Raw genomic sequence first — 22147 nt, 5'->3', positions numbered from 1 at the left:
GCCGCGCCGCCGTGCGGGGACCGTCCACTGTCCACGTCGGGGGCCGTGCACACGCGCCGGCCACCGGTTCGCGGCGAGGAGCGCGGACGTGTTCAATGACCCCATGCCCGTACCGTCGCAGCCCGAGGTCGTCGTGCGCCGCTCCGCCCGCCGGCGCAGGACCGTGTCCGCGCACTGGAGCGAGGACACGGTGGTGCTCTCCGTCCCGCAGTCCGCGACCCGGCGGGAGATCGAGCACTGGACCCGCGAGCTCGTGCCCCGGGTCGTGGAGCGCCGCCGCCGGGAGGCGGCCAGGGGGGCCGACCGGCGCTCCGACGACAGCCTGCTGCGGCGCGCCCAGGAGCTGTCCCGGCGCCACCTCGACGGCCGGGCCCGGCCCAGCGACGTGCGCTGGTCGGCGCGGCAGACCGCCCGGTGGGGCTCGGCGACCCCCGCCACCGGCGTCGTCCGGATCTCGGCGCAGCTCCAGGAGGCCCCGGAGTGGGTGCTCGACTTTGTACTGGTGCACGAGCTCGCGCACCTGCTCGAAGCCGACCACAGCCCCCGCTTCCGGGAGCTGGAGGCCCGCTACCCGCTCGCCGGAAAGGCTCAGGCCTTCCTCGACGGCGCCGCCTGGGCGCAGCGGAACGCGGGGCGGGCCCCCGAGGATCAGCGGGGCGCGTCCCCGTCCTGAGGGCCGTCGCCGCCCGGCCCCTGCGGGCCGGTGCCGCCGTCCGCCCCGGGCCCCTCGTAGCCGCCCGAGAGCAGCCGCTGCAGGGCCTCGTCGACCTCGTCCTCGGAGGCCGTGAGCAGCCCGCGCCGCTCGGAGAAGCCCGCGGGATCGTCCAGGTCCTCGTCGGTGGGCAGCAGCTCCGGGGCGTCCCACAGCCCGTCCCGGTCCGGCACGCCGCGGCGCTCGCCGACGTACTGCCAGAACTGCGCGGCCTCGCGCAGCCGGCGCGGGCGCAGCTCGAGGCCCACGATGGCCCCGAAGGCGTGCTCGGCGGGGCCTCCGGAGGCACGGCGGCGCCGGACGGTCTCCGAGAGCGCCCCGGCGGAGGGCAGGTTGGCGGTCGAGTCGACCGTCACCACGTGCACCCAGCCCTCCACGAGGGCCAGCACCGTCTCGAGCTGCTTGAGGGTGGCCTGCTGGTCGGGGGTCTGCTGCGGCGCGAAGATCCCCGAGGACAGGGCGTCCTGCATGCTGGAGGGGTCCATCGGGTCGATGTCCCGCGCCGCCTCCTCGATGCGGGCCATGTCGATGTGGATCCCCGCGGAGAAGCGCTTGATGAGCTCCAGGATGTGCTCCCGCAGCCAGGGGTTCGCCGCGAACAGCCGCACGTGGGCGGCCTCGCGCACGGCGATGTAGAGCATGATCTCCTGCGCCGGGATGTCGAGGCCCTGGCCGAACTCCTTGATGCTGCCCGGGAGCAGCCCGGAGCGTCCCTCCGCCAGGGGCAGGCCGATGTCCGTGGAGCACAGCACCTCGCGGGAGAGCCCGCCGATGGCCTGGCCCAGCTGGATCCCGAACAGCATCCCGCCGGCACCGGCCAGCATGCCCGAGGCCCCGCCCATCATGCCGGAGAGCTCGGCGGGGAGCTGCTGGGTGAGGGCGTCGGTCAGGGCCTGGGTCACCGACGCCGCGACGGGACCGGTCATGTCCTTCCACGTCTCCTGCGTGGCCTCGATCCACTCCGCCCGGGACCACGCCTGGGGACGGATGGAGGTCTGCCCGAACTCGGTGTGGTCCACCAGCCACAGCTCCGCGAGCCGCATGGCGTCCTCGACCGCGCCCCGCTGGGCGGGCGTGACGGACGGGTCCTCGTCCGCGGCGGCGATCCGCCGGGCGTGGTCGTGGGCGAGCTTCCAGTTCACGGGTCCCTCGCCGGCACCGGCGCCCATCATGGACTGGATCTGCTGGAACATCATGGACATCGCCTGCGGGTCCATCGGCATCCCGGCGCGGGCGAGGTCCTCGGGGTTCATCCCGCCCTGTCCCATGAGGCGCTCGAGCATCTCCTGGAAGGGGTCCTTGCGGTCGTCGCCGGAGTCGTCCCCGGGGTGGTCGCCGGAGCGGTCGTTGGGGGGCTGCGGAGTCATGGGTCCACCGTTCTTCGGATCGGTTGCGGGATCGGGGCGCGCGAGCGCCGCCGACGTCTCTGCTCCCAGCGTAGCGAGCCGCGGACGGGGCCGACCATGGGCCAACTCCCAGTTCGCTGGAAGCTCAGGGCCGGGTGCGCCACGGTAAACTGGGACGTCCGGACCGGGCGGCCCCCGGCTCCCGGCCCCATCGACGACCGCCGAGGACTGCCTGTGACCGTTTCCCCCCGCCCGCGCCGCGGCCTGCGCCGCCGGAGCCTCGAGTCCTGGGCGCTGCTGGGGTCCGCCGGGCTGCTGCTCGCCGGGACGGTGCTGCCCGCGCCCTACGTGATCGAGGCCCCCGGGCCCACGTTCAACACGGTGGGGGAGCACGACGGCCGGCAGCTGCTGGGCGTCACCGGCGCGCCGACCTATCCGAGCGACTCCGTCCTGGACCTCACCACGGTCTACGTCACCGGGGGGCCCAACAAGAACGTCAACGTGCTCACGGTCCTCGGCTCCTGGCTGGACCCCTCCGCCTCGGTCGTGCCGGCCGACAGCCTCTACCCCCGGGACGTCTCCGGGCAGGAGCTGGAGAGCGCCAGCCTGCTCGCCATGACGAACTCGCAGGAGAACTCCGTGGCGGCGGCCCTGGACCACCTGGACATCGCCTTCGACACCGAGCTGTCCGTGCACGGGACCGTGCCCGACGGACCGGCCGACGGCGTCCTCGAGAGCGGCGACGTGCTGCGCGGCGTCGACGGCTCGCCCGTCACGTCCCTGTCCGCCCTCAAGCGCGCGCTCGACGCGGCGGGGGAGCCGGGCGTGCGCCTGCAGGTCGAGCGCTCCGGGGAGGTGCGCGACGTCGCGGTGGACACCGTGCGCGACGAGGCGAGCGGCAACTGGCAGCTCGGCGTGTTCCTCGTGCCCGACTTCGACTTCCCCATCGACGTGGACTTCGAGCTCGACGAGGTCGGCGGGCCCAGCGCGGGCATGATGTTCGCCCTGGGGATCGTGGACGAGCTGACCCCGGGCTCGATCGCCGGGGACCGGCACCTGGCCGGGACGGGCACCATCACCCCCGAGGGGGACGTCGGGCCCATCGGCGGGATCCGGCAGAAGCTCGAGGGCGCGCGGGAGGCGGGCGCGGAGATCTTCCTGGCCCCCGAGGGCAACTGCGCCGAGGTCCGGGGGCACGTGCCCGAGGGCCTGACGGTCGTGTCCGTGCGCACCCTCGACGACGCCGTGGCCGCCGCGGAGGCCGCCGCCGACGGCGGGGACCTCGCGGCGCTGCCCGGGTGCGCGCCCCGATGACCGGGGCGGGCCGTACGGCGGCGGGCGCCGCGTGCACGATTGCACCCCCGAGAACCCCGCGGGCAGAATGGTCGGGGCCCCCCGTCGATCCGTCGGCGGTCCCCACACCGCCCGGGGCAGCACACCACACACGACTTCACGCACCACACCTGACGAACGACGCGGAATGCAGAGGTAACCAGTGACCGCCGGATCCACATCCCCCCGACCACCAGGGCAGCAACCAGCCGGACAGCGGCGGAAACGGGGTGCGCTCTGGCCGACCGTCGTCATCGTGCTGGTCCTCGTGGCCGCCTTCGTGGGCCTGACGCAGCTCTACACCGACGTCCTCTGGTACGACCAGCTGGGCTACCTCAGCGTGTTCATCACCGAGAACGCCACGAAGATCGCGATCTTCGTGGTCTCCGCCGTGCTCGTGGCGGCGCTGATGTTCGCCAGCCTCTTCCTCGCCTACCGCAGCCGGCCGATCACGGCCGAGTCCATCGTGGACGACAACCTGCGCCGCTACCAGGAGGCCCTGGAGCCGGTCCGCAAGATCGTCCTGGTCGTCGTGCCCGTGCTCTTCGGCCTCTTCGCGGCGAGCACCGCGATGACCCAGTGGGAGACGGTGCTGCTGTTCTTCAACCAGGAGCCGTTCGGCCAGGAGGACCCGCAGTTCGGCCTCGACCTGGGCTTCTACGTCTTCACCCTCCCGTTCCTGCGCTTCCTCATCGGCTTCCTGGTCTCGGCGATCCTGCTCGCCGGCGTGGCCGGGATCCTGATGCACTACGTCTACGGCGGCATCCGGGTCACCGAGCGCGGGCTGGCCACCACCCGGGCGTCCCGCGTGCACCTGGGCGTGCTGGCGGCGCTGTTCCTGCTGCTGCAGGCAGCGAACTTCTGGCTGGACCGGTACTCGACGCTGCAGTCGAACTCCGGGGAGTGGACGGGCGCGCTCTACACCGACGTCAACGCCGTGATCCCCACCAAGGCGATCCTCGCCGCGGCGGCGCTGATCGTGGCGGTCCTGTTCGTCGTCGCGTCCTTCATCGGCCGCTGGCGGCTGCCCCTCATCGGCACGGCGATGCTCCTCGTGGTCGCAGTGGTGGCCGGCGGGATCTACCCGTGGGGCGTGCAGCGCTTCCAGGTGACCCCCACCGAGCAGGCCCTGGAGAGCCAGTACATCCAGCGCAACATCGACCTCACCCGCTCGGCCTACGGACTCGACGCGGCCGAGGTCATGTCCTACGACGCCACGACCGAGACCGAGCAGGGCGCGCTGCGCCAGGACACCGAGACGACGTCGAACATCCGCCTGCTGGACCCCAACGTGGTCTCCTCCGCGTTCTCCCAGCTGCAGCAGTTCCGCCCGTACTACCAGTTCCCCAGCACCCTCAACGTGGACCGCTACGAGATCGACGGCGAGATCCAGGACACCGTCATCGCGACGCGTGAGCTCAACCCGGAGCAGAACCAGGGCTGGTACAACCAGCACGTGGTCTACACCCACGGCTACGGCGTGGTCGCGGCCTACGGCAGCCGGGTCGAGGCGGACGGCAAGCCGCAGTTCATGCAGGCGGGCATCCCGTCCCGGGGCGTCATCTCGGACGACTACGAGCCGCGCATCTACTTCGGCGAGAACTCCCCGGCGTACTCGATCGTCGGCGGCGGCGAGGGGGACGAGCCGCTCGAGCTCGACCGGCCGCAGACGGCGGGCGACGAGGCCGGCGACGCCAAGACGACGTTCACCGGCAACGGCGGGCCCAGCATCGGCAACCTCTTCAACCGGCTCGCCTACGGCATCAAGTTCCAGTCCTCGGACCTGCTGCTCTCGGACGCCGTGCGCCCGGAGTCCCAGATCCTCTACGACCGGGACCCGCGCGACCGCATCGAGAAGGTCGCCCCGTACCTGACGGTCGACGGCGCCCCGTACCCGGCGATCATCGACGGCCAGGTGCAGTGGATCGTCGACGCCTACACCACCTCCGACGCCTACCCGTACTCGACCCCGTCGGAGCTGCAGGACGCCACGCAGGACACGCAGACGGCGCAGGGCGCCGCCGCGGCCCTGCCGCAGGAGCGGGTGAACTACATCCGCAACTCGGTCAAGGCCACGGTCAACGCCTTCGACGGCGCCGTGACGCTGTACGCGTGGGACGACGAGGACCCGGTGCTGAAGTCGTGGCAGAACGTCTTCCCCGAGACCCTGAAGCCCTACTCGGAGATGTCGGCGGAGCTCATGGCGCACGTGCGCTACCCGCAGGACATGTTCAAGGTCCAGCGCGAGCTGCTCAACCGCTACCACGTGACGGACTCCGCGAGCTTCTACCAGAACGACGACGTGTGGTCCGTGCCCAACGACCCGACCCAGGACTCCGACGTCGCGCTGCCCCCGTACTACCTGTCGATGCGGATGCCCGGCGAGGAGGAGGCCAACTTCTCCCTCACCACGTCCTTCATCCCGCAGCAGTCCGAGACGGGCAACACCCGCAACGTGATGTACGGGTACCTGTCGGCCAACTCCGACGCCGGGACCGGCGAGGACGGCGTCAAGAGCGAGGAGTACGGGACGCTGCGCCTGCTCGAGCTCCCGCGCTCCTCCGTGGTGCCGGGTCCGGGCCAGGCGCAGAACCTCTTCAACTCGGACACGGACGTCTCGACGGAGCTGAACCTGCTCCGCCAGGGCGCGTCCGAGGTGATCAACGGCAACCTGCTCACGCTGCCCGCGGGCGGCGGCATGCTCTACGTGCAGCCGGTCTACGTGCAGTCCTCGGGCGATGCCGCGTACCCGACGCTGCGGCGCGTGCTCGTCGGCTTCGGCGAGGAGGTGGGCTTCGCGCCCACCCTCGAGGAGGCGCTCGACGAGGTCTTCGGCGGCGACTCCGGCGCCCAGACCTCCGCCGGCGCCGGCGTGGACGACGCCGAGGCCGAGACCCCGGACGGGGAGGCCCCCGCCGGCGGTGGCGCGCCGACCGGCGGCGCCAGCCTCGAGGACGCCCTGCGGGACGCCAACCAGGCGGTCCAGGAGTCCAACCAGGCGCTGCAGGACGGCGACTGGACCAGCTACGGCGAGGCCCAGGAGCGGCTGCAGGACGCCATCGAGCGGGCGCTCGAGGCGGACGGCGTGATCGCCCCGGAGGCCGAGGGCGCGGCGGCCCCCGCGGAGGCCGCCGAGTAGCCGATTTGCGGCTCCACCCCGCGGCACGTATAGTCGTACCTGTCGCCGCGGGGTGGAGCAGTTCGGTAGCTCGCTGGGCTCATAACCCAGAGGTCGCAAGTTCAAATCTTGCCCCCGCAACCAGAGAAGGCCCCCGGACCGTCACGGTCCGGGGGCCTTCGTCCTGTCCGGGCGGCGTCCCGGCGCGGGCACGGGAAGGGCCCCACGGCCGTGTGCCGTGGGGCCCTTCCCGTGCGTGGTGGCGCCGGCGCTCAGATCTCCTCGGAGGAGACGATCTTCTCGGCGTCGCGGGACTTCAGGGCCGCGAGCCGCGCCTCGATCTCGCTCTGCTGGCCGAGGGACTCGAGGGACTCGAACTGGGCGTCGAGGGAGGACGCCGCGAGCTCCTGCTGGCCCAGCAGCCGGGCCTCCTCGCGGCGGATCTTGTCCTCGAAGCGGGAGACCTCGCTGGTGGGGTCGAGCACGTCGAAGGCCTTCAGCGAGTCCTGGACCTGCGACTGGGCCTGGACGGACTTCTGCCGGGCGTTGAGCTCGTCGCGCTTGCTGGAGAGCTCCTGGAGCTTCCCGTGCATCTTGTTCAGGCCGTCCTTGAGCTTGTCCACGACCTCCGTCTGGGACTGGATCTGCGGTTCGGCGCCCCGCGCCTCCGTCTCGTACTGGATCTGGCGCTGGAGGGCGACCTTGGCGAGGTTGTCGAACTTCTCGCCGTCCGAGGCCTTGCCCGCGGCGCGGAACTCCTCGGCCCGGTTGGAGGCGGCCAGGGCCTTGTTGCCCCACTCCTGGGCCTCGCGCACGTCCTCGGCGTGGTCCTGCTCGAGCAGGCGCAGGCTGCCGATGGTCTGGGCGACGGCGGCCTCGGCCTCCCGGATGTTCTCGGTGTAGTCGCGCACCATCTGGTCCAGCATGAGCTGCGGGTCCTCGGCGGCGTCGATCATGGCGTTGATGTTGGCCTTCGCGAGCTGGGCGATCCGGCCGAAGATGGACTGCTTGATCATGGTTCCTTCTCTCCTCTGGTGCTGCCCCGGGAGGAAATCTCCCGGGGTCGTGGGACGGTCAGGGTCGTGGGACGGTCGTGGTCGTGGTCAGGAACGTGGTCGGACGGGGAGGGGTCCGGCCGGGACGGGACGGCGGGCTCAGAACCCGCCGCCGATGCCGCCGCCGAAGCCTCCGCCCCCGCCGAATCCCCCGCCGAAGCTGTCACCGAAGCCGCCGCCTCCGCCGCCGCCGAACCCTCCGCCGCCGAAGCCGCCCCCGCCGTTGAGGATGGAGCCGAGGAGGATCCCGCCGAGCATCGCCCCGCCGACCCCGCTGTTGGAGCGGCCCCGGTAGCCGCCCATCCCCGTCGGCGGGCCGAAGCCGCCGTAGGAGAAGGACTCGACGTCGTGCTGGGCGATGTACTGCGCCTCGCCGGCGAGCCGGACGGCCTCGTTGGCGTAGCCGAGGGCCTCGGACGGCTGCGACTGCCGGGTCTGCTGCGCCGCCTCGAGGTAGCGCTCCGCCTCCGCGAGACGGGTGCGCGCCTCCGGGCCGACGCCGCCGCGGCGGGCCCAGATGTACTCGCTCGCGGAGCTGACCTGGGCCTGCGCGGAGACGAGGGTGTGGGCCAGGGTCTCCCGCGCGGAGCGGTCGCGGTCGTTCTGCGAGCGCACGGACGCGAGCCCCTTGTCGAGCTCGTCCTTGGCCACGGCCAGCCGGCGGGAGAGCCCGAGCGGGTCGATGCGGCCGGCGCGCATCTGGTCCTCGACGGTGCGCAGGACGGCGGCGACACCGGCCACGGCGCCGGCGAGCTCCGGGTTGGACCCGCGCCGGACGAGGGCCTCCGCCTCGGCGACGTCCCGCTGGGCGATCGTCACCCCGTCCTTGAGGGACTCCTCGGCCTGGGCGAGCTCGACGGCCGCGTGGTCCACGGCGTCGAGCAGGCCCCGGGCCTGGCCCACGCCCTCCTCGGCCGCGCGGATGTCCACGACGGCGTCGCTCGTGCGGCCCGCGGACAGCTCCTCGCGGGCCTCCTCCACGGCGGTGTCCACGAAGTCGAGGCGGTCCCGGGCCTGGTCGATGTTGTCCCGGACCGGGGCGAGGGCGGTGTCGTTGTAGTGGGCGGTGAGCTCCCGCAGCCGGTTGCCGGCCGTGCCGAAGCGGGGGCGCACGGCCTCGGCCTCGCGCCGGACGTCCTCGAGCGCCTGTGGGGCCCGGGACTCCAGCTGGCGCAGGGAGCTGAACGCCTCCTGGTGCTCCTGCAGGGGGCGCTGGGCGTCCTGCGAGCGGGCGATGATCTCGGCGAGCCAGGCCCGCTGCTGCTCCTCGGTGTCCGGGATGTGGTCCTCGAGCTGCTGCTGCAGGGCGAACGATGCCTGCATGTGCTTCTTCGCGTCCTGGACGGCACGGCGGAACGGCTCCACCTGCTCGTCCCCGTACTGGAGCTGGGCGAAGGCCAGCTCCTGCTCGGAGTGCTGGATCGCGTTGTCGGTGGAGACCAGCAGCGCCCCGGCCCGCTTGCGCAGCTCGGGCACCGGGACGTCGGGATGGGGGCCGCGGGGCCGCTCCTGCGCAGCGCCGGGTCCGTCGTCCCGCCCGGCTGCGCTCCGCCGGCGCTTCTTGTTGCGGGAGGCCATGCCGTAGACGGCGAGCCCGCCCAGGCCCAGGGCGCCGAGGCCGAGCAGCCCGGCGCCCGCGCCGGCGTCGCCGCCCGAGGTACCCTCACCGCCGGCGGGAGCACCGCCGGCGGGAGCGCCGCCGGCGGGAGCGCCGCCGGCGCCCGCGAGCTCGGCGTCGATGCCCTCGACCGCTCCGCGGACCGCCCCGTCCCAGTCGTCCGCCGCGAGCGCCGGGGAGACGTGCTCCCGGTAGATGCGCTCCTGCTGCGCGGCGCTCAGCGGCCCGGCGGAGGACGCCGCGAAGCGCGCCTCCCGGTCCTCGGTGGCCACGGCCAGCACGGCGTCGGAGCTGCCCAGGCCGTTGAGGGCGGCGAACTCCTCGAGCCACGCGTCGGGCCCGGAGGGGCTGGTGAACGTCTCGACGGTCACGGCCGTGAGGTTGATGCCCTCCTCGGTGGCGAGGCGGCGCACGTCGGCCTCCAGTGCCGCGGGGTCCTCCAGGACCCCGGAGTCGTCGACGATCCGCTCACCCGGGGGCACCTCCACGGGCGGTTCCGCGAGGGCCGCCCCCGCGGGGACGAGCAGGGCGAGCGCCAGGCCGCAACCGGCGGCGGTCCGGCGGGAAACGGGGCACCAGTGCATGATCTCCCTCACGTGGTCGGTGCTCCTGATTCTAGGGCGGGGCCGCCGCGCCGTGCCCGGGGACGGGGGGCATACGCGCAGGGCGAAACCACAAGGGGGCTGAACACCTCCGGGGCGCCGGCGTCCGGGATCCGTCCAGGGCCCGTCCGGCCGGCACCCGGCGGACGGTGAGGGCTCTCAGCGTAGATTCAGTGCGTCCCGGGATACTGGGAGCAGAACCGCCCGCACCGACCCGTCCGCACGGGCCGGCCCGGGCCCCTGCGTTCCCAGGAGGAGAGCCCCATGCCCGAGCCCCGCGACCCCCGCTTCGGCACCGACCCGCAGCACACCCAGCCGATCCCGTCGGTCGGGGACCGTCCGGTCCAGGACCCGTGGGCGGCCGCCGGCGGGCAGGACGGCGCGCCGGGTGCCCGCCCCGTCTACGGCTCGGGGCAGCCCCTCCGGCAGGGCGCCGGGGAGCCCGCCCCGCAGCCGGCGTGGGGCGGCGTCCCGGCCGGCGGGGACCGGACCGCGCGGCGGAAGGGCTTCTCGGGCGGCTCGCTCGTCACGGGCATGGTCCTCGCCGCGCTCGTCGGGGCGGGGGCCGCCGTGGGGACCGACGCCCTGCTGGACGGCGGGGGCACGAGCCCGGTCACGAGCGGGTCGACGTCGCGGTCGATCATCGTCAACGACCAGGACGAGGTGAACGCGGTCACCGCGGCGGCGGTCAAGGCCTCCCCGTCGGTCGTGACGATCTCCGCCGCCGGACGCGGCCAGTCCGGGTCCGGCTCCGGGGTGATCCTCGACGACGAGGGGCACATCCTGACCAACACGCACGTGGTGACCCTCGACGGCACGGCCAGCGACCCCGCCCTCGAGGTCCAGCTCGAGGACGGCAGCGTCCACCGGGCCACCGTGGTCGGCACGGACCCGCTCTCCGACCTCGCGGTGCTCAAGATCGACGTGCAGGGCCTGACCCCGGCGACCCTGGGCTCCCTGGACGACGTCAACGTCGGCGACACGGCGATCGCGATCGGCGCTCCGCTCGGCCTCGCCGGCACGGTCACCGACGGCATCGTCTCGACCCTGAACCGCACCATCGCCGTGGCGTCCTCCGCCGCCCCGTCCACGCCGTCCGAGGGCAGCCCCGAGCAGGGCGACGGCAACGACTTCTTCTTCAACCTCCCCGACGAGAACGGCCGGGGCGGGACCTCGCAGGGCGCCTCGCAGTCGGTCTTCCTCAACGTCATCCAGACCGACGCGGCGATCAACCCGGGCAACTCGGGCGGGCCGCTGATCGACACGGACGGCGAGGTGATCGGGATCAACGTGGCCATCGCCTCGGCCGGCTCCACGACCGAGGCCGGCAACATCGGGGTCGGCTTCGCGATCCCGGTCGACACCGCGCGGCGGGTGGCCGAGGAGATCATCGCCGACGGCAGCGCCAGCCACGGCTACCTCGGGACGAGTGTCAGCGCCGCGGCCGCCGCGGACGGGCAGAGCCAGGCGTTCTCCGACGGCGCCGTGGTCCGCGCGGTCGAGCCCGGCTCGCCCGCCGACGAGGCCGGCCTGGAGGTCGGCGACGTCGTCACGCAGTTCAACGGGCACCGGATCGAGGACGCGAACTCCCTCACCGCGGCCGTGCGCGAGCTGCCCGCGGGCGGCAGCGGGAGCATGACGGTGCTGCGGGACGGCGACGAGCGCACCGTCGAGGTGACGGTCGGGGACGCGGTCGAGCAGTCCTGAGCCGGCCGGCAGCCCCCGCGGCGGGCTAGCGGCCGGCGCCCCCGCGGCGGGCTAGCGGCCGGCGCCCGCGAAGCCCAGCTGGCGCCAGGCCTCGTAGACGGCGATCGACGCCGAGTTCGCGAGGTTCAGCGACCGGCGGGCCGGCAGCATCGGGATCCGGACCCGCGCGGTGACGTGCGGGTCCGCCTTGACCTCGGGCGGCAGCCCCACGGACTCTCGGCCGAAGAGCAGGACGTCCCCGGGGCGGTAGGCGACGTCCGTGTGCGCGAGCTCCCCGTCCGTGGTGAAGGCGAAGACGCGCTCCGGGGCGAGAGCGGCCCACGCCGTCTCCAGGTCCGGGTGGACGCTCAGCACGGCGAGGTCGTGGTAGTCGAGGCCGGCCCGGCGCAGGTGCGCGGAGCCGAAGTCGAAGCCCAGCGGCTCCACGAGGTGCAGCTCGGCCCCGGTGACCGCGGCGAGACGGATGGCGTTGCCGGTGTTGCCCGGGATCTCGGGGGTGTGGAAGAGGATGCGGAGCATGCCCGCCAGTCTACGGACGCCCGGCGGGCCCCCGGACCGGGGAACTAGACTGTCGGGCGTGCCGCACCGTCCCGTCTACCTCGACCACGCCGCCACCGCGCCCCTCCGGCCCTCCGCGCTCGCCGCGGTCACCGAGCAGCTGGCCCGCGGCGGCAACCCCTCCTCCCTGCACCGTCCCGGGCGGGCGGCGCGCACGGTCGTCGAGCAGGCCCGCGACGACGTCGCGGCGGCGCTCGGGGCGGACCCCGTCGAGGTCGTCTTCACCTCCGGGGGCACCGAGGCCGACAACCTGGCCGTGCAGGGGCTGTACCGGCACCGCCGCGCGGCCGACCCGCGGCGCCGGCGGATCCTCGCCTCCTCCGTCGAGCACGCCGCGGTCGCCGAGACCGTCGAGTGGCTGGCCGCCCACGAGGACGCCGAGCCCGTCTGGCTCCCCGTCGACGCCGCCGGCCGCGTGGACCCGGACGCGGTCCGGGCGGAGCTGGCCCGGGACCCCGGGGCCGTGGCGCTGCTCACCGTGCTGTGGGCCAACAACGAGGTCGGCACCGTCCAGCCCGTGGCGGAGCTGGCCGCGCTCGCCGAGGAGCACGGCGTCCCCTTCCACTGCGACGCGGTCCAGGCCTTCGGCTCCCTGCCCGTCGACGCGCACCTGCCCGGCCTGACCACCCTGGCCGTCTCGGCGCACAAGATCGGCGGCCCCGTGGGGGCGGGGGCCCTCGTGGCCGGGCGCACGGTCGGGCTCGCCCCCGTCCAGCACGGGGGCGGACAGGAGCGCCGGGTCCGCTCCGGCACCCTCGACGCCGCCGCGCTGGCCGGTTTCGGCACGGCCGCCCGGGAGGCCGCCGCCGAACGGGCGCTCGAGGCCGAGCGGCTCGCCGCCCTCCGGGACCGCCTCGTCGACGGCGTGCGCCGGATCGTGCCCGGCGCCGTCCTGCGCGGTCCGGAGGACCGGGAGCGCACGGGCGCCCGCCTGCCCGGCAACGCCCACTTCACGTTCCCGGGCTGCGAGGGGGACTCCCTGCTGTTCCTGCTCGACGGCGCCGGGATCGCCTCCTCGACCGGCTCGGCCTGCCACGCCGGCGTGCCCCGCGCCTCCTCCGTGCTGCTGGCCATGGGCCTGGACGAGGCCACGGCCCGCGGCGCCCAGCGCTTCAGCCTGGGCCGCACCAGCACGGAGGCCGACGTCGACGCCCTGCTCGCCGCGCTGCCCGAGGTCCACGAACGGGCCCTGCGCGCGGGGCTGTCCGGCGCCCCGGCGCACTGACGGGACGGGCCCGGCGCCGGGAATAGCTCCCCGGCGCGCCCTGTTGAGCACACGGGCGGACCGGCCCGACCCACCCGCGACCCCTGGAGGCGATCTCACCGTGCGAGTACTGGCAGCCATGAGCGGCGGCGTCGACTCGGCCGTGGCGGCGGCCCGCGCCGTCGACGCCGGCCACGACGTCACCGGCGTCCACCTCGCCCTCTCCCGGACCCCCGGCACCCTGCGCACCGGCTCCCGCGGCTGCTGCACGATCGAGGACTCCCGGGACGCGTGGCGCGCCGCGGACGTGCTCGGCATCCCCTACTACGTGTGGGACTTCTCCGAGCGCTTCCAGGCCGACGTCGTGGACGACTTCGTCGCCGAGTACGCCGCCGGGCGCACCCCCAACCCCTGCCTGCGCTGCAACGAGAAGATCAAGTTCGCCGCCCTGCTCGAGAAGGCCCTCGCCCTGGGCTTCGACGCCGTGTGCACCGGCCACTACGCGAAGGTGGCCGTCGACGCCGACGGGCGGCGGGAGCTGCACCGGGCCGCGGACTGGGCGAAGGACCAGTCCTACGTGCTGGGAGTGCTCACCGCCGAGCAGCTCCAGCACGTGCTGCTCCCGCTGGCGGAGACCCCCTCCAAGGCCGAGGTCCGGGCCGAGGCCGCCCGCCGGGGACTGTCCGTGGCGCAGAAGCCCGACTCCCACGACATCTGCTTCATCCCCGACGGCGACACCCGCGGCTGGCTCGCGGAGCGCATCGAGATGGCCGAGGGCGAGATCCGCGACGTCGAGGGCAACGTCGTGGGCACCCACCCCGGGGCCAACGCGTTCACCGTCGGCCAGCGCAAGGGCCTGCGGATCGGCACCCCCGCCCCCGACGGCAAGCCGCGCTTCGTGCTCGAGATCCGGCCGAAGACGAACGAGGTCGTCGTCGGCCCGGAGGCGATGCTCGCCGTCGACGAGCTGCGCGGGATCCGCCCCTCGTGGGCCGGGGCGCCGGTGCCCGAGGCGGCGCCGCTGCTGCGCCCCGGGGCCGCGGCCGGGGAGGCGTCGTCGCCGTTCCCGGTCCGGGCGCAGGTCCGCGCGCACGGGGACCCCGTCCCGGCCCGGGCGCACCTGGAGCTCGTCCGGGGGGCCGACGGCGCCCCGGAGCCCGAGCTCGTGGTCCGGCTCGAGGAGCCGATGCGCGGCGTCGCCCCCGGTCAGTCCGTCGTGCTCTACCAGGGCACCCGCGTCCTCGGGCAGGCCACCGTCGACCGCGCGCACTCGCTGGCCCGCCCCGACCTCGCGGGCGGCGCGGGCGGGCCCGGCACCGGCCGATAGACTGGCGGGCATGAGCGCACCGCACCCCCACGCCTCCGCCGACGTCCGGGCCCACCACGACTTCGACCCCGCGGCGTCCTCGCTGCGGAGCGACGCGGAGCCCGCGGTGCTCGCCGAGCTGCAGTCCATCCGCGGCACCATCGACAACATCGACGCGGCCCTGGTGCACCTGCTCGCGGAGCGGTTCAAGGCCACCCAGCGCGTCGGCGTCCTCAAGGCCACCCACGGCCTGCCCGCCGGGGACCCGGACCGCGAGTCGGCCCAGATCGGCCGGCTGCGCGCGCTCGCCACGTCCGCCCAGCTCGACCCCGAGTTCGCGGAGAAGTTCCTGAACTTCATCATCAGCGAGGTCATCCGCCACCACGTGGCCATCTCCGAGGACCGCCGGCGCCAGGACCCCGACGAGTCGTGACACCCTCCAGCCCCCCCGACCCCCGGCGCACCGACCCCGACGTCCCGCACGTCGTGGGCACGGCCCTCGGCGCGATGCCCGGCACGGACGTCGTCGAGACGGTCACCCTGCTGCGCGGCGAGCTCGGGGCCCCGCACATCTCCTTCCTGCCCTCCCTGCCCGCCCGCGGGGCGGCCGCCGACCCCGTGGCCCGCACCGCCGCGGTGCTCGACGAGCTCCACGCGGACCGCCAGCCCCACGGGCTGCGCGTCTCCGGGGTCCCCGGCAAGGACTCCCGGGCCGCCCGGGCGCTGCTGGCCGGTGACGTCAACGTGCTCGCCGACGTGATCGGCGCCGAGAGCGGGCCCGACGACGCCCCGGTCAAGACGCAGCTGCTCGGCCCGCTCACCCTCGCCGCCCGGCTGCACCTGCACGCCGGGGAGCGCGCCCTCAAGGACCACGGTGCCCGCCGCGACCTCCGGGACTCCCTGGCCTCCGGCATCACCGCGCACGTGCGGGCGGTGCGCGCCGCGGCTCCCGGCCGCGACGTCCTCGTCCAGCTCGACGAGACGGACCTGGAGCGCGTGCTCGCGGGCGCCCTGCCCACGATGAGCGGCTACCGGACCCTGCGGGCGGTGCCCGTGGCGGAGGCCCGGGCGTCCCTGCGCACCGTGGTCGAGGCCTGCCGGGAGGCCGGCGCCGCCGCCGTCGCCCTGCGGCTGCCGCCGGGGGTCGACCCCCGGCTGGCCGCGGAGGCCGGTGCCGACGCCGTGCAGCTGACGGCGCCCGAGGGCTCCGCCCGGGCCTGGGAGCCGCTCGCCGCGCTCGTGGAGGAGGGCGTCGAGCTCTGGCTCGGCCTCGTCCCCGTGCCCCCCGGCCGGACCGGTCCCCGTGCCCTCGCCGCGCAGACGTGGATGATCTGGCGGGACCTGGGGCTGCCCGCGGCGGCGCTCGACCGCGTGCGGATCACCCCCCGGGACGACCTCGACGCGCTGGGCCCCGACGGGGTGCGCGACGTCCTCGCCCGGGTCACGGGGACCGCCTCGGCGCTCGCCCGCACCGCGGCCGAGGCGTGAGGCCGCCCGTGGGAACCGACACACTCCGCGCCGAGGTGCGCGGTCCGGCCGACATCGGCCACAATGCAGGTGGACCCCGGTCCAGCACGGTGCCCCGGATCTGCCGGGGCCACGGCGGGACCCGCCCTCGGCGGGACCGTCCTACCCCAGCGGAGAGGCGATGAACGCGCGAATACTGGTCGTCGACGACGACGCTGCCCTGTCGGAGATGATCGGGATCGTCCTGACCGCGGAGGGCTTCGAGCCCGTGTTCTGCTACGACGGCGGCACGGCCGTGGACACGTTCCGCGCCGTGCGCCCGGACCTGCTGCTGCTCGACCTCATGCTCCCGGGCAAGGACGGCATCCAGGTCTGCCGCGAGATCCGCACGATCTCCGACGTCCCGGTCGTGATGCTCACCGCGAAGTCGGACACCGTCGACGTCGTGCGCGGGCTGGAGGCCGGCGCCGACGACTACGTCCCCAAGCCGTTCAAGCCGGCCGAGCTCGTGGCCCGCGTCAGGGCCCGCCTGCGCCCCGTCGAGCGCGCCCACTCGTCCGAGCTGCGGATCGGCGACCTCACCATCGACGTCAGCGGGCACAGCGTGCACCGCGACGACCACGAGATCAACCTCACCCCGCTCGAGTTCGACCTGCTCACGGCCCTCGCCCGCGCCCCCCCACCAGGTCTTCTCCCGCGAGATGCTGCTGCGCGACGTCTGGGGCTACCAGCACGCCGCCGACACCCGGCTGGTCAACGTCCACGTGCAGCGGCTGCGCTCCAAGATCGAGCGGGACCCCGAGAGCCCCGAGATCGTGGTCACCGTGCGCGGCGTCGGCTACAAGGCGGGCTCGTCCGCCCGATGACCCCGTCGGACGCCGTCGCCTCCCCCCGGCGCCGCGGGCCGGCCCGCACCTCGGGCCGCCGGCTGCGGCTGTTCCGGGTCCTGCTGGCCCGCCGCTGGCGGCAGTCCCTGCAGTTCCGCGCCATCGCCGTCTCCCTGTCCCTGACGGCACTGGCCTTCTTCGTCACCGGCAGCTTCCTCTCGCACCAGATCGCGGACCGGCTCTTCAAGGAGCGCCTCGACCAGGTCCTCGCCTCGGCCACCGCGGACTTCGAGCAGGTGCAGGCCAGCTTCGACGCCTCGGACGCCTCCGACCGCGACGAGCTGCAGGCCCTCGTCGCCTCGACCCTGGGGGCGCTGTCGGTCGACGGCGCCGAGACCGAGCGCTGGATCCTGCTGCCGATGGACTACACCAGCGGCCAGACCCTGATCCCGGCGCAGAGCCAGAGCCCCTGGATGACCTCGAGCACGGTCCCGCAGGAGCTGCAGGAGCGGCTCGCGGAGCAGGAGGGCGTGTTCTGGCAGCCCGCCTCGGTCCCGATGAGCGAGAACGGGGACGAGGCGCCGGTCATCGTCGTGGGCACGGTGGTGGACCTCTACCAGAACTCCCGCTACGGGCTCTACCTCGTCTACGACTTCTCCGAGCCCCAGCGCACCCTGGACGCGATGCACGCGGTGCTGCTGCTGTCGGTGCTCGTGCTGCTTCTGCTCGTGGGCGCGATCGTCTGGTACGTCACCCGCGAGGTCGTGCGCCCCGTCTCCGGCACCGCACGCGTGGCCGAGCAGCTCGCGGACGGGGACCTGGGCGTGCGCCTGCCCGTCAGCGGCTCGCACGAGGTCGCCCGGCTCGCCCGCTCGTTCAACCGGATGGCGGACAGCCTGCAGGACCAGATCACCCAGCTCGAGCAGCTGTCCTCGATGCAGCAGACCTTCGTCTCCGACGTCTCCCACGAGCTGCGCACCCCGCTGACCACGGTCCGGATGGCCGCGGAGGTGCTGTTCAACGCCCGCGAGGACTTCGACCCCGTGAACCGGCGTTCCGCCGAGCTGCTCTACCACCAGGTGGACCGCTTCGACTCCCTGCTGGCCGACCTGCTCGAGATCTCCCGCTTCGACGCGGGCGCCGCCCGGCTGGAGGTGGCCAGCGTCGAGCTGTTCTCGGTCGTGCACGACGTCGTGGAGGGCGCGGCCCCGCTGGCCGTCTCCTCGGGCTCGACCCTGCGCGTGCGCTCCGAGCTGTCCCGGTGCACCGTCCAGGGGGACCAGCGCCGGATCGAGCGGATCCTGCGCAACCTCGTGGTCAACGCCCTGGAGCACGGGGAGGGCCGGCCCATCGACATCGTCGTGGGAGCCTCGGAGGTCGCCGCGGCCGTGGCGGTGCGGGACCAGGGCATCGGGATGACCGAGGAGGAGGCGGACAAGGTGTTCAACCGCTTCTGGCGCGCGGATCCCGCCCGGGCCCGCACCACGGGCGGGACCGGGCTCGGGCTGGCCATCGCCACCGAGGACACCCGGCTGCACGGAGGCCGCCTCGACGTGTGGGGCGCCCCGGGGGAGGGGGCGTGCTTCCGGCTCACCCTGCCCCGGACCCGCGGCCGGCGCCTCGGCGCGGAGGACGCGAGCCCCCTCGGGCTGCCCCCGGACCCGCTCGCCCACCCGGAGACGGCGGAGGTGACGGCCACCGGGACCCTGGTCCTGACGCCGGCGCGGCAGCCCGAGCCGGCGCCCCCGGCGACGCCGGCCGCGGCGCCGGGGGCGCCGGCCGACGGGGAGGAGGACCGCGGATGAGCAGGACCCCTCGCCGGCGGACGGCGGCCGCCGCGCTGTGCCTGACCGCGGCCGTGGCGGTCGGCGGCTGCGGCGCGATCCCGCGCTCGGGCCCGGTGCACCGCCACGCGGAGCCCACGCGCACCGCGGCCGAGCCGACCTACGACGTCGACCCCGCGGGCCCCCAGGAGGGGGCGGAGCCCGAGCAGATCGTCCGCGGCTTCCTCGCGGCCGGGACGGGCGTGGGCGACGACTACTCGGTGGCCCGCGAGTACCTGACCCCGGAGCTCGCCGCGACCTGGCACCCGGACGCGCGCACCATCGTGCACCGCGGGGACCCCTCGCTCGTGCCCCGGCTCGAGGAGAACGAGTACCGGATGAGCCTCGAGGTGGAGTCCGTGGTGGACGGCACGGGCGTGATCGAGCGCAAGCCCGCGGGGGCCACCGAGGTCCTCGACTTCGACGTCGTCCAGGTGGACGGGCAGTGGCGGATCTCGGACGCCCCGGACGCCACCGTGCTCACCCGCACCGACTTCGAGGAGATCTTCGAGCCCCACCAGCTCTACTTCACCGACACCGACCTGACCAACGTCGTGACGGACCCCCGCTGGTTCCCGGACCGGGTGCCCGTGTCGACGTCGATCGTGCGCGCCCTGCTCGGCGGTCCCGCCCCCTACCTGCGGGGAGCCGTGAGCACCGCCTTCCCCGCCGGCACCACCCTGGCGGGCTCCGCGGTGCCCGTGCAGAACGGCACGGCCACCGTGGAGCTGAGCGTGCCCGACTTCGACCCGGCGAACATCGAGACCAACCGCCGGATGCACGACCAGCTCTCGCTGAGCCTGCGCTCGCTCACCGCCGTGAACGACGTGGAGCTGCTCGTCGGCGGCGCGCCCGTGGAGCTCGGGGCGGGGTGGACGGACACGGCGCCCGTGCAGGACGTCACGGTCCCGTCCCGGCAGATCGGGCTGCGCGACGGCGAGCTCGTGTTCTACCAGGGCGGCCAGACCGACGGCGTCGACGGGCTGCCCCCGCTGGACGACCACCGCCCCTCCAGCCCGGCGATGGACGCGGCCGCCGAGCACTTCGCGTTCGTGGACTCCGGCACCGGCGCCCTGGTGACCGTCTCCCGCGACGCGGAGCCCGTGGAGCGCTTCAGCGGGACCGGCCTGACGCGCCCCAGCTTCGACGAGCACGGGTGGGTGTGGACCGCGGACTCCGCCGGGGCGGTCCGCGCCGTGCGGCCGGAGACCCGGGACGGGGAGCCGGTGCGCGTCGAGGCCCCGTGGCTCGCGGCGCGGACCGCGACGTCCCTGCGGATCTCGCGCGGGGGCACGCGCGCGCTCGTGGTCACCCAGGACGACGGGGTCTCGCAGGTGTGGCTCTCCGGCGTGGTGCGCGGGCCCGACGGGACGCCGCGGCGGCTCAACGAGCCCTACCGGGTGGCCGCCGACGTCGAGGCCGACGTGGCGCTGTGGCTCAGCGACCGGGAGTTCGTGACCGCCCCCCTCGGCGGGCCCGAGTCGGTCCGGCCCCGGCTCTACGACGTGTCGGGGCGCCACCGGGAGCTGCCCGGCCTCGAGGGCCTCACCGCTCTCAGCGGCGGCAACGGCACGTCCTCCGTCTACGCCGTGGCCGGCGGGGCGCTGCACATGCTCACCGGCAACGCCTGGGCACCGCAGAGCGACGAGGTGCGGGACACCGCGTTCGCCGGCTGACGGGCGCGCCGCGCGCTCCACAGGCGCGGGAGTCCGGACCCGGAACATGGCCCGCCCCGGGCCGGGCCGCGCGGGCCGAGGATGGGCCCATGCCCACCACACCGCCCTGCGCCCGCCGCCTGGACCGCGCGGCCACCCGGGCCCTCGACCGTCTGGCCGAGGCCGCCGAGGTCCTCGTGCCCGTGGAGTGCGCCGTCTGCCGGGCGCCGGGGACCGCGCTGTGCCGGCCCTGCCGCCTCCTGCTGCGCCGCTCCTGCACACGGCCGTTCGAGGCGTCCTCGGCCGCGCCGCTGCTGGACCCGCCCCTGCCGGTCACCGCGGCGGGCCGCTACGCCCACGAGCTCGCGGGCTGCCTGCTCGCCTTCAAGAACGCCGGGCGCACCGACCTCACCCCCGTCCTCGCGGCCTGCCTGGCCACGGCCCTGCGCTCGGCCGCGCCGTCCTGGCCCCCGGGGCCCGTGCTGCTGGTCCCGGTCCCCACGGCACCGTCCGCCCTGCGCCGGCGCTGGTTCGACCCCGTGCGCGTCCTCCTGGAGGACTGCGCGCGCCGGGGGGTGCTGCCCGCGGGGACCACGGTGGCCAGGCACCTGCGGCACCGCGGGGCGACCGGCCTGCGCCCCGGGCCCGCGCAGAAGCGGCTCGGCCGGGCGGGCCGGCGCACCCGCCCGGCGGGGTCCCTGCGGGCCACGGCGCCGGCCGGGGCCCGCTGCGTCGTCGTCGACGACGTCCTGACCACGGGGGCGACGCTCGCGGAGGCTCCGGGCGCTGCGGGCCGGCGGCGCCGAGGTCGTGGGCGCCGTGGTGCTCGCGGCCGTGCGCCCGCCCGCGGTTCCGCTCACCGCTGATTCCCTCCCGGCACGTCCGGAGGCTGGTGAATATCCCCTGTGATTCCACTAACGTTGAGTCACGGGACGCAACAATCCTCCCGGGTGGGCGGCCCCATCCGCCCACGTCACCCCCGACAATTGGAGGGCATCATGGAACTGAACGTCATGGGGCGCAACGTCGCCGTACCGGAGCGGTTCAAGGAGTACGCCGCCGAGAAGGTCGTCAAGTTCGAGGAGCTGGGCGAGAAGGTCCAGCGCATTGATGTCAAGGTCACCAAGGACCACGCGCTGCCGGGCCACCAGGGCATGGGCGTGGAGATCACGGTGTCCGGACGCGGTCCCGTCCTGCGGGCCGAGGCGCGTGGCGACGACAAGTTCGCGGCCTTCGACGAGGCCTACAGCAAGCTGCTCGAGCGGCTGCGCCGGGCACGCGACCGCCGCAAGGTGCACCGCGGCGCCCACCGTCCCACCGCCGTTCACGAGGCCACCGGCGCGCTGCCCGTGGTCCCGAGTTCCGGGCCCATCTACACCACCGCTGAAGAGCTCGCGACCGCCGAGCAGGAGGCCTTCGACCAGAGCGTCAGCCTCACCGACGCGGTCACCCCCGTCGAGATCCGGCGCAAGCGGTTCCCCGCCGCCGAGCTGAGCGTCGACGAGGCCGTCGACCACATGGAACTGGTCGGCCACGACTTCTACCTCTTCCTCGACAAGGAGACGGGGGAGCCCTCCGCCGTCTACCGCCGCAAGGGCTGGAGCTACGGCGTGATCAGCCTCAGCGAGAACGGCGAGCAGCCCGAGGAGAGCGTCCGGGCGTACCAGGCCGAGGCCGTCCGCTGAGCCGGCACCCCTGAGGGGTGGGACCCGGACGGCTGGGAGCCGACCGGGTGCCGCCCCGGAGGAGCCCGGTGGTCGCGGCCACCGGGCTCCGTCGTGCCCGACGAGGCGGGCCCGCTCCCGTAGACTGGAACA

16 protein-coding genes, 1 tRNA gene and 1 pseudogene are annotated in these 22147 nt (G+C 74.6%); 14 read left to right on the top strand and 4 right to left on the bottom strand.

Going from position 1 to position 22147, the window contains the following annotated elements:
• Nucleotides 1–103 precede the first annotated feature (103 nt).
• Complete coding sequence (locus RE027_RS01875; RefSeq protein WP_368806530.1) at nucleotides 104–673, top strand: M48 metallopeptidase family protein; 570 nt, start codon at nucleotides 104–106, stop codon at nucleotides 671–673.
• Here RE027_RS01875 and RE027_RS01870 read toward each other — a convergent pair.
• A complete protein-coding gene (locus tag RE027_RS01870; protein ID WP_368806529.1) occupies nucleotides 649–2079 on the bottom strand; it encodes a zinc-dependent metalloprotease in 1431 nt (476 codons plus the stop codon). The genes RE027_RS01875 and RE027_RS01870 overlap by 25 nt on opposite strands.
• Nucleotides 2080–2292: 213 nt before the next feature.
• On the opposite strand from RE027_RS01870, the gene RE027_RS01865 reads away from it, so the two are divergent.
• The 3 genes from RE027_RS01865 to RE027_RS01855 all read left to right on the top strand — a co-directional run bounded on the left by RE027_RS01865 (nucleotide 2293) and on the right by RE027_RS01855 (nucleotide 6652).
• On the top strand, nucleotides 2293–3372 hold the full coding sequence (locus tag RE027_RS01865; RefSeq protein WP_368806528.1) for a YlbL family protein: 1080 nt from the start codon (nucleotides 2293–2295) through the stop codon (nucleotides 3370–3372).
• A gap of 181 nt (nucleotides 3373–3553) precedes the next feature.
• Nucleotides 3554–6529: a UPF0182 family membrane protein gene (locus RE027_RS01860; protein ID WP_368806527.1), complete on the top strand. Its 2976-nt coding sequence runs from the start codon at nucleotides 3554–3556 to the stop codon at nucleotides 6527–6529.
• A 46-nt stretch (nucleotides 6530–6575) separates the two neighbouring features.
• A tRNA-Met gene (locus tag RE027_RS01855) sits at nucleotides 6576–6652 on the top strand.
• 128 nt (nucleotides 6653–6780) lie between these two features.
• Here RE027_RS01855 and RE027_RS01850 read toward each other — a convergent pair.
• Nucleotides 6781–7524, bottom strand: a complete 744-nt coding sequence (locus RE027_RS01850; protein ID WP_368806526.1) for a PspA/IM30 family protein — start codon at nucleotides 7522–7524, stop codon at nucleotides 6781–6783.
• Nucleotides 7525–7662: 138 nt separating this feature from the next.
• Complete coding sequence (locus tag RE027_RS01845) at nucleotides 7663–9777, bottom strand: TPM domain-containing protein (protein ID WP_368806525.1); 2115 nt, start codon at nucleotides 9775–9777, stop codon at nucleotides 7663–7665.
• Between the two features lie 270 nt (nucleotides 9778–10047).
• On the opposite strand from RE027_RS01845, the gene RE027_RS01840 reads away from it, so the two are divergent.
• The gene (locus RE027_RS01840; RefSeq protein WP_368806524.1) at nucleotides 10048–11490 is read left to right on the top strand and encodes a S1C family serine protease; all 1443 of its coding nucleotides are present in this window, start codon (nucleotides 10048–10050) and stop codon (nucleotides 11488–11490) included.
• A 51-nt stretch (nucleotides 11491–11541) separates the two neighbouring features.
• On the opposite strand, the gene RE027_RS01835 is transcribed toward RE027_RS01840, so the two are convergent.
• Complete coding sequence (locus RE027_RS01835; protein ID WP_368806523.1) at nucleotides 11542–12009, bottom strand: tRNA (cytidine(34)-2'-O)-methyltransferase; 468 nt, start codon at nucleotides 12007–12009, stop codon at nucleotides 11542–11544.
• Between the two features lie 58 nt (nucleotides 12010–12067).
• Between RE027_RS01835 and RE027_RS01830 the strand changes: the two genes are divergently transcribed.
• The 9 genes and pseudogenes from RE027_RS01830 to hpf all read left to right on the top strand — a co-directional run bounded on the left by RE027_RS01830 (nucleotide 12068) and on the right by hpf (nucleotide 22015).
• Nucleotides 12068–13273 (top strand): cysteine desulfurase family protein, encoded by a 1206-nt coding sequence (locus RE027_RS01830; RefSeq protein WP_368806522.1) that lies wholly within the window; start codon nucleotides 12068–12070, stop codon nucleotides 13271–13273.
• Nucleotides 13274–13373: 100 nt separating this feature from the next.
• The gene (gene mnmA / locus RE027_RS01825; RefSeq protein WP_368806521.1) at nucleotides 13374–14579 is read left to right on the top strand and encodes a tRNA 2-thiouridine(34) synthase MnmA; all 1206 of its coding nucleotides are present in this window, start codon (nucleotides 13374–13376) and stop codon (nucleotides 14577–14579) included.
• 10 nt (nucleotides 14580–14589) lie between these two features.
• Complete coding sequence (locus RE027_RS01820; protein ID WP_368806520.1) at nucleotides 14590–14991, top strand: chorismate mutase; 402 nt, start codon at nucleotides 14590–14592, stop codon at nucleotides 14989–14991.
• Nucleotides 14988–16046 (top strand): uroporphyrinogen decarboxylase/cobalamine-independent methonine synthase family protein, encoded by a 1059-nt coding sequence (locus RE027_RS01815; protein ID WP_368806519.1) that lies wholly within the window; start codon nucleotides 14988–14990, stop codon nucleotides 16044–16046. Before RE027_RS01820 ends, RE027_RS01815 begins: the two co-directional genes overlap by 4 nt.
• A gap of 160 nt (nucleotides 16047–16206) precedes the next feature.
• Nucleotides 16207–16891: pseudogene (gene mtrA / locus RE027_RS01810) on the top strand (MtrAB system response regulator MtrA).
• Nucleotides 16888–18657 (top strand): MtrAB system histidine kinase MtrB, encoded by a 1770-nt coding sequence (gene mtrB / locus RE027_RS01805; protein WP_368806518.1) that lies wholly within the window; start codon nucleotides 16888–16890, stop codon nucleotides 18655–18657. Before mtrA ends, mtrB begins: the two are co-directional and overlap by 4 nt.
• A complete protein-coding gene (locus tag RE027_RS01800) occupies nucleotides 18654–20351 on the top strand; it encodes an LpqB family beta-propeller domain-containing protein (protein WP_368806517.1) in 1698 nt (565 codons plus the stop codon). Before mtrB ends, RE027_RS01800 begins: the two co-directional genes overlap by 4 nt.
• 89 nt (nucleotides 20352–20440) lie before the next feature.
• Nucleotides 20441–21196 carry a ComF family protein gene (locus tag RE027_RS01795; RefSeq protein ID WP_368806516.1) on the top strand — a complete coding sequence of 252 codons (756 nt, stop codon included), beginning with the start codon at nucleotides 20441–20443 and terminating at the stop codon, nucleotides 21194–21196.
• Nucleotides 21197–21328: 132 nt separating this feature from the next.
• Complete coding sequence (gene hpf, locus RE027_RS01790; RefSeq protein ID WP_368806515.1) at nucleotides 21329–22015, top strand: ribosome hibernation-promoting factor, HPF/YfiA family; 687 nt, start codon at nucleotides 21329–21331, stop codon at nucleotides 22013–22015.
• The last annotated feature ends 132 nt before the right edge of the window (nucleotides 22016–22147 follow it).

It is taken from the genome of Kocuria sabuli (assembly GCF_040981185.1).
GTDB lineage: Bacteria > Actinomycetota > Actinomycetes > Actinomycetales > Micrococcaceae > Kocuria > Kocuria sabuli.
Note: the sequence above shows the minus strand (reverse complement) of the source record. Positions and strands in the feature narration are given on the sequence as shown.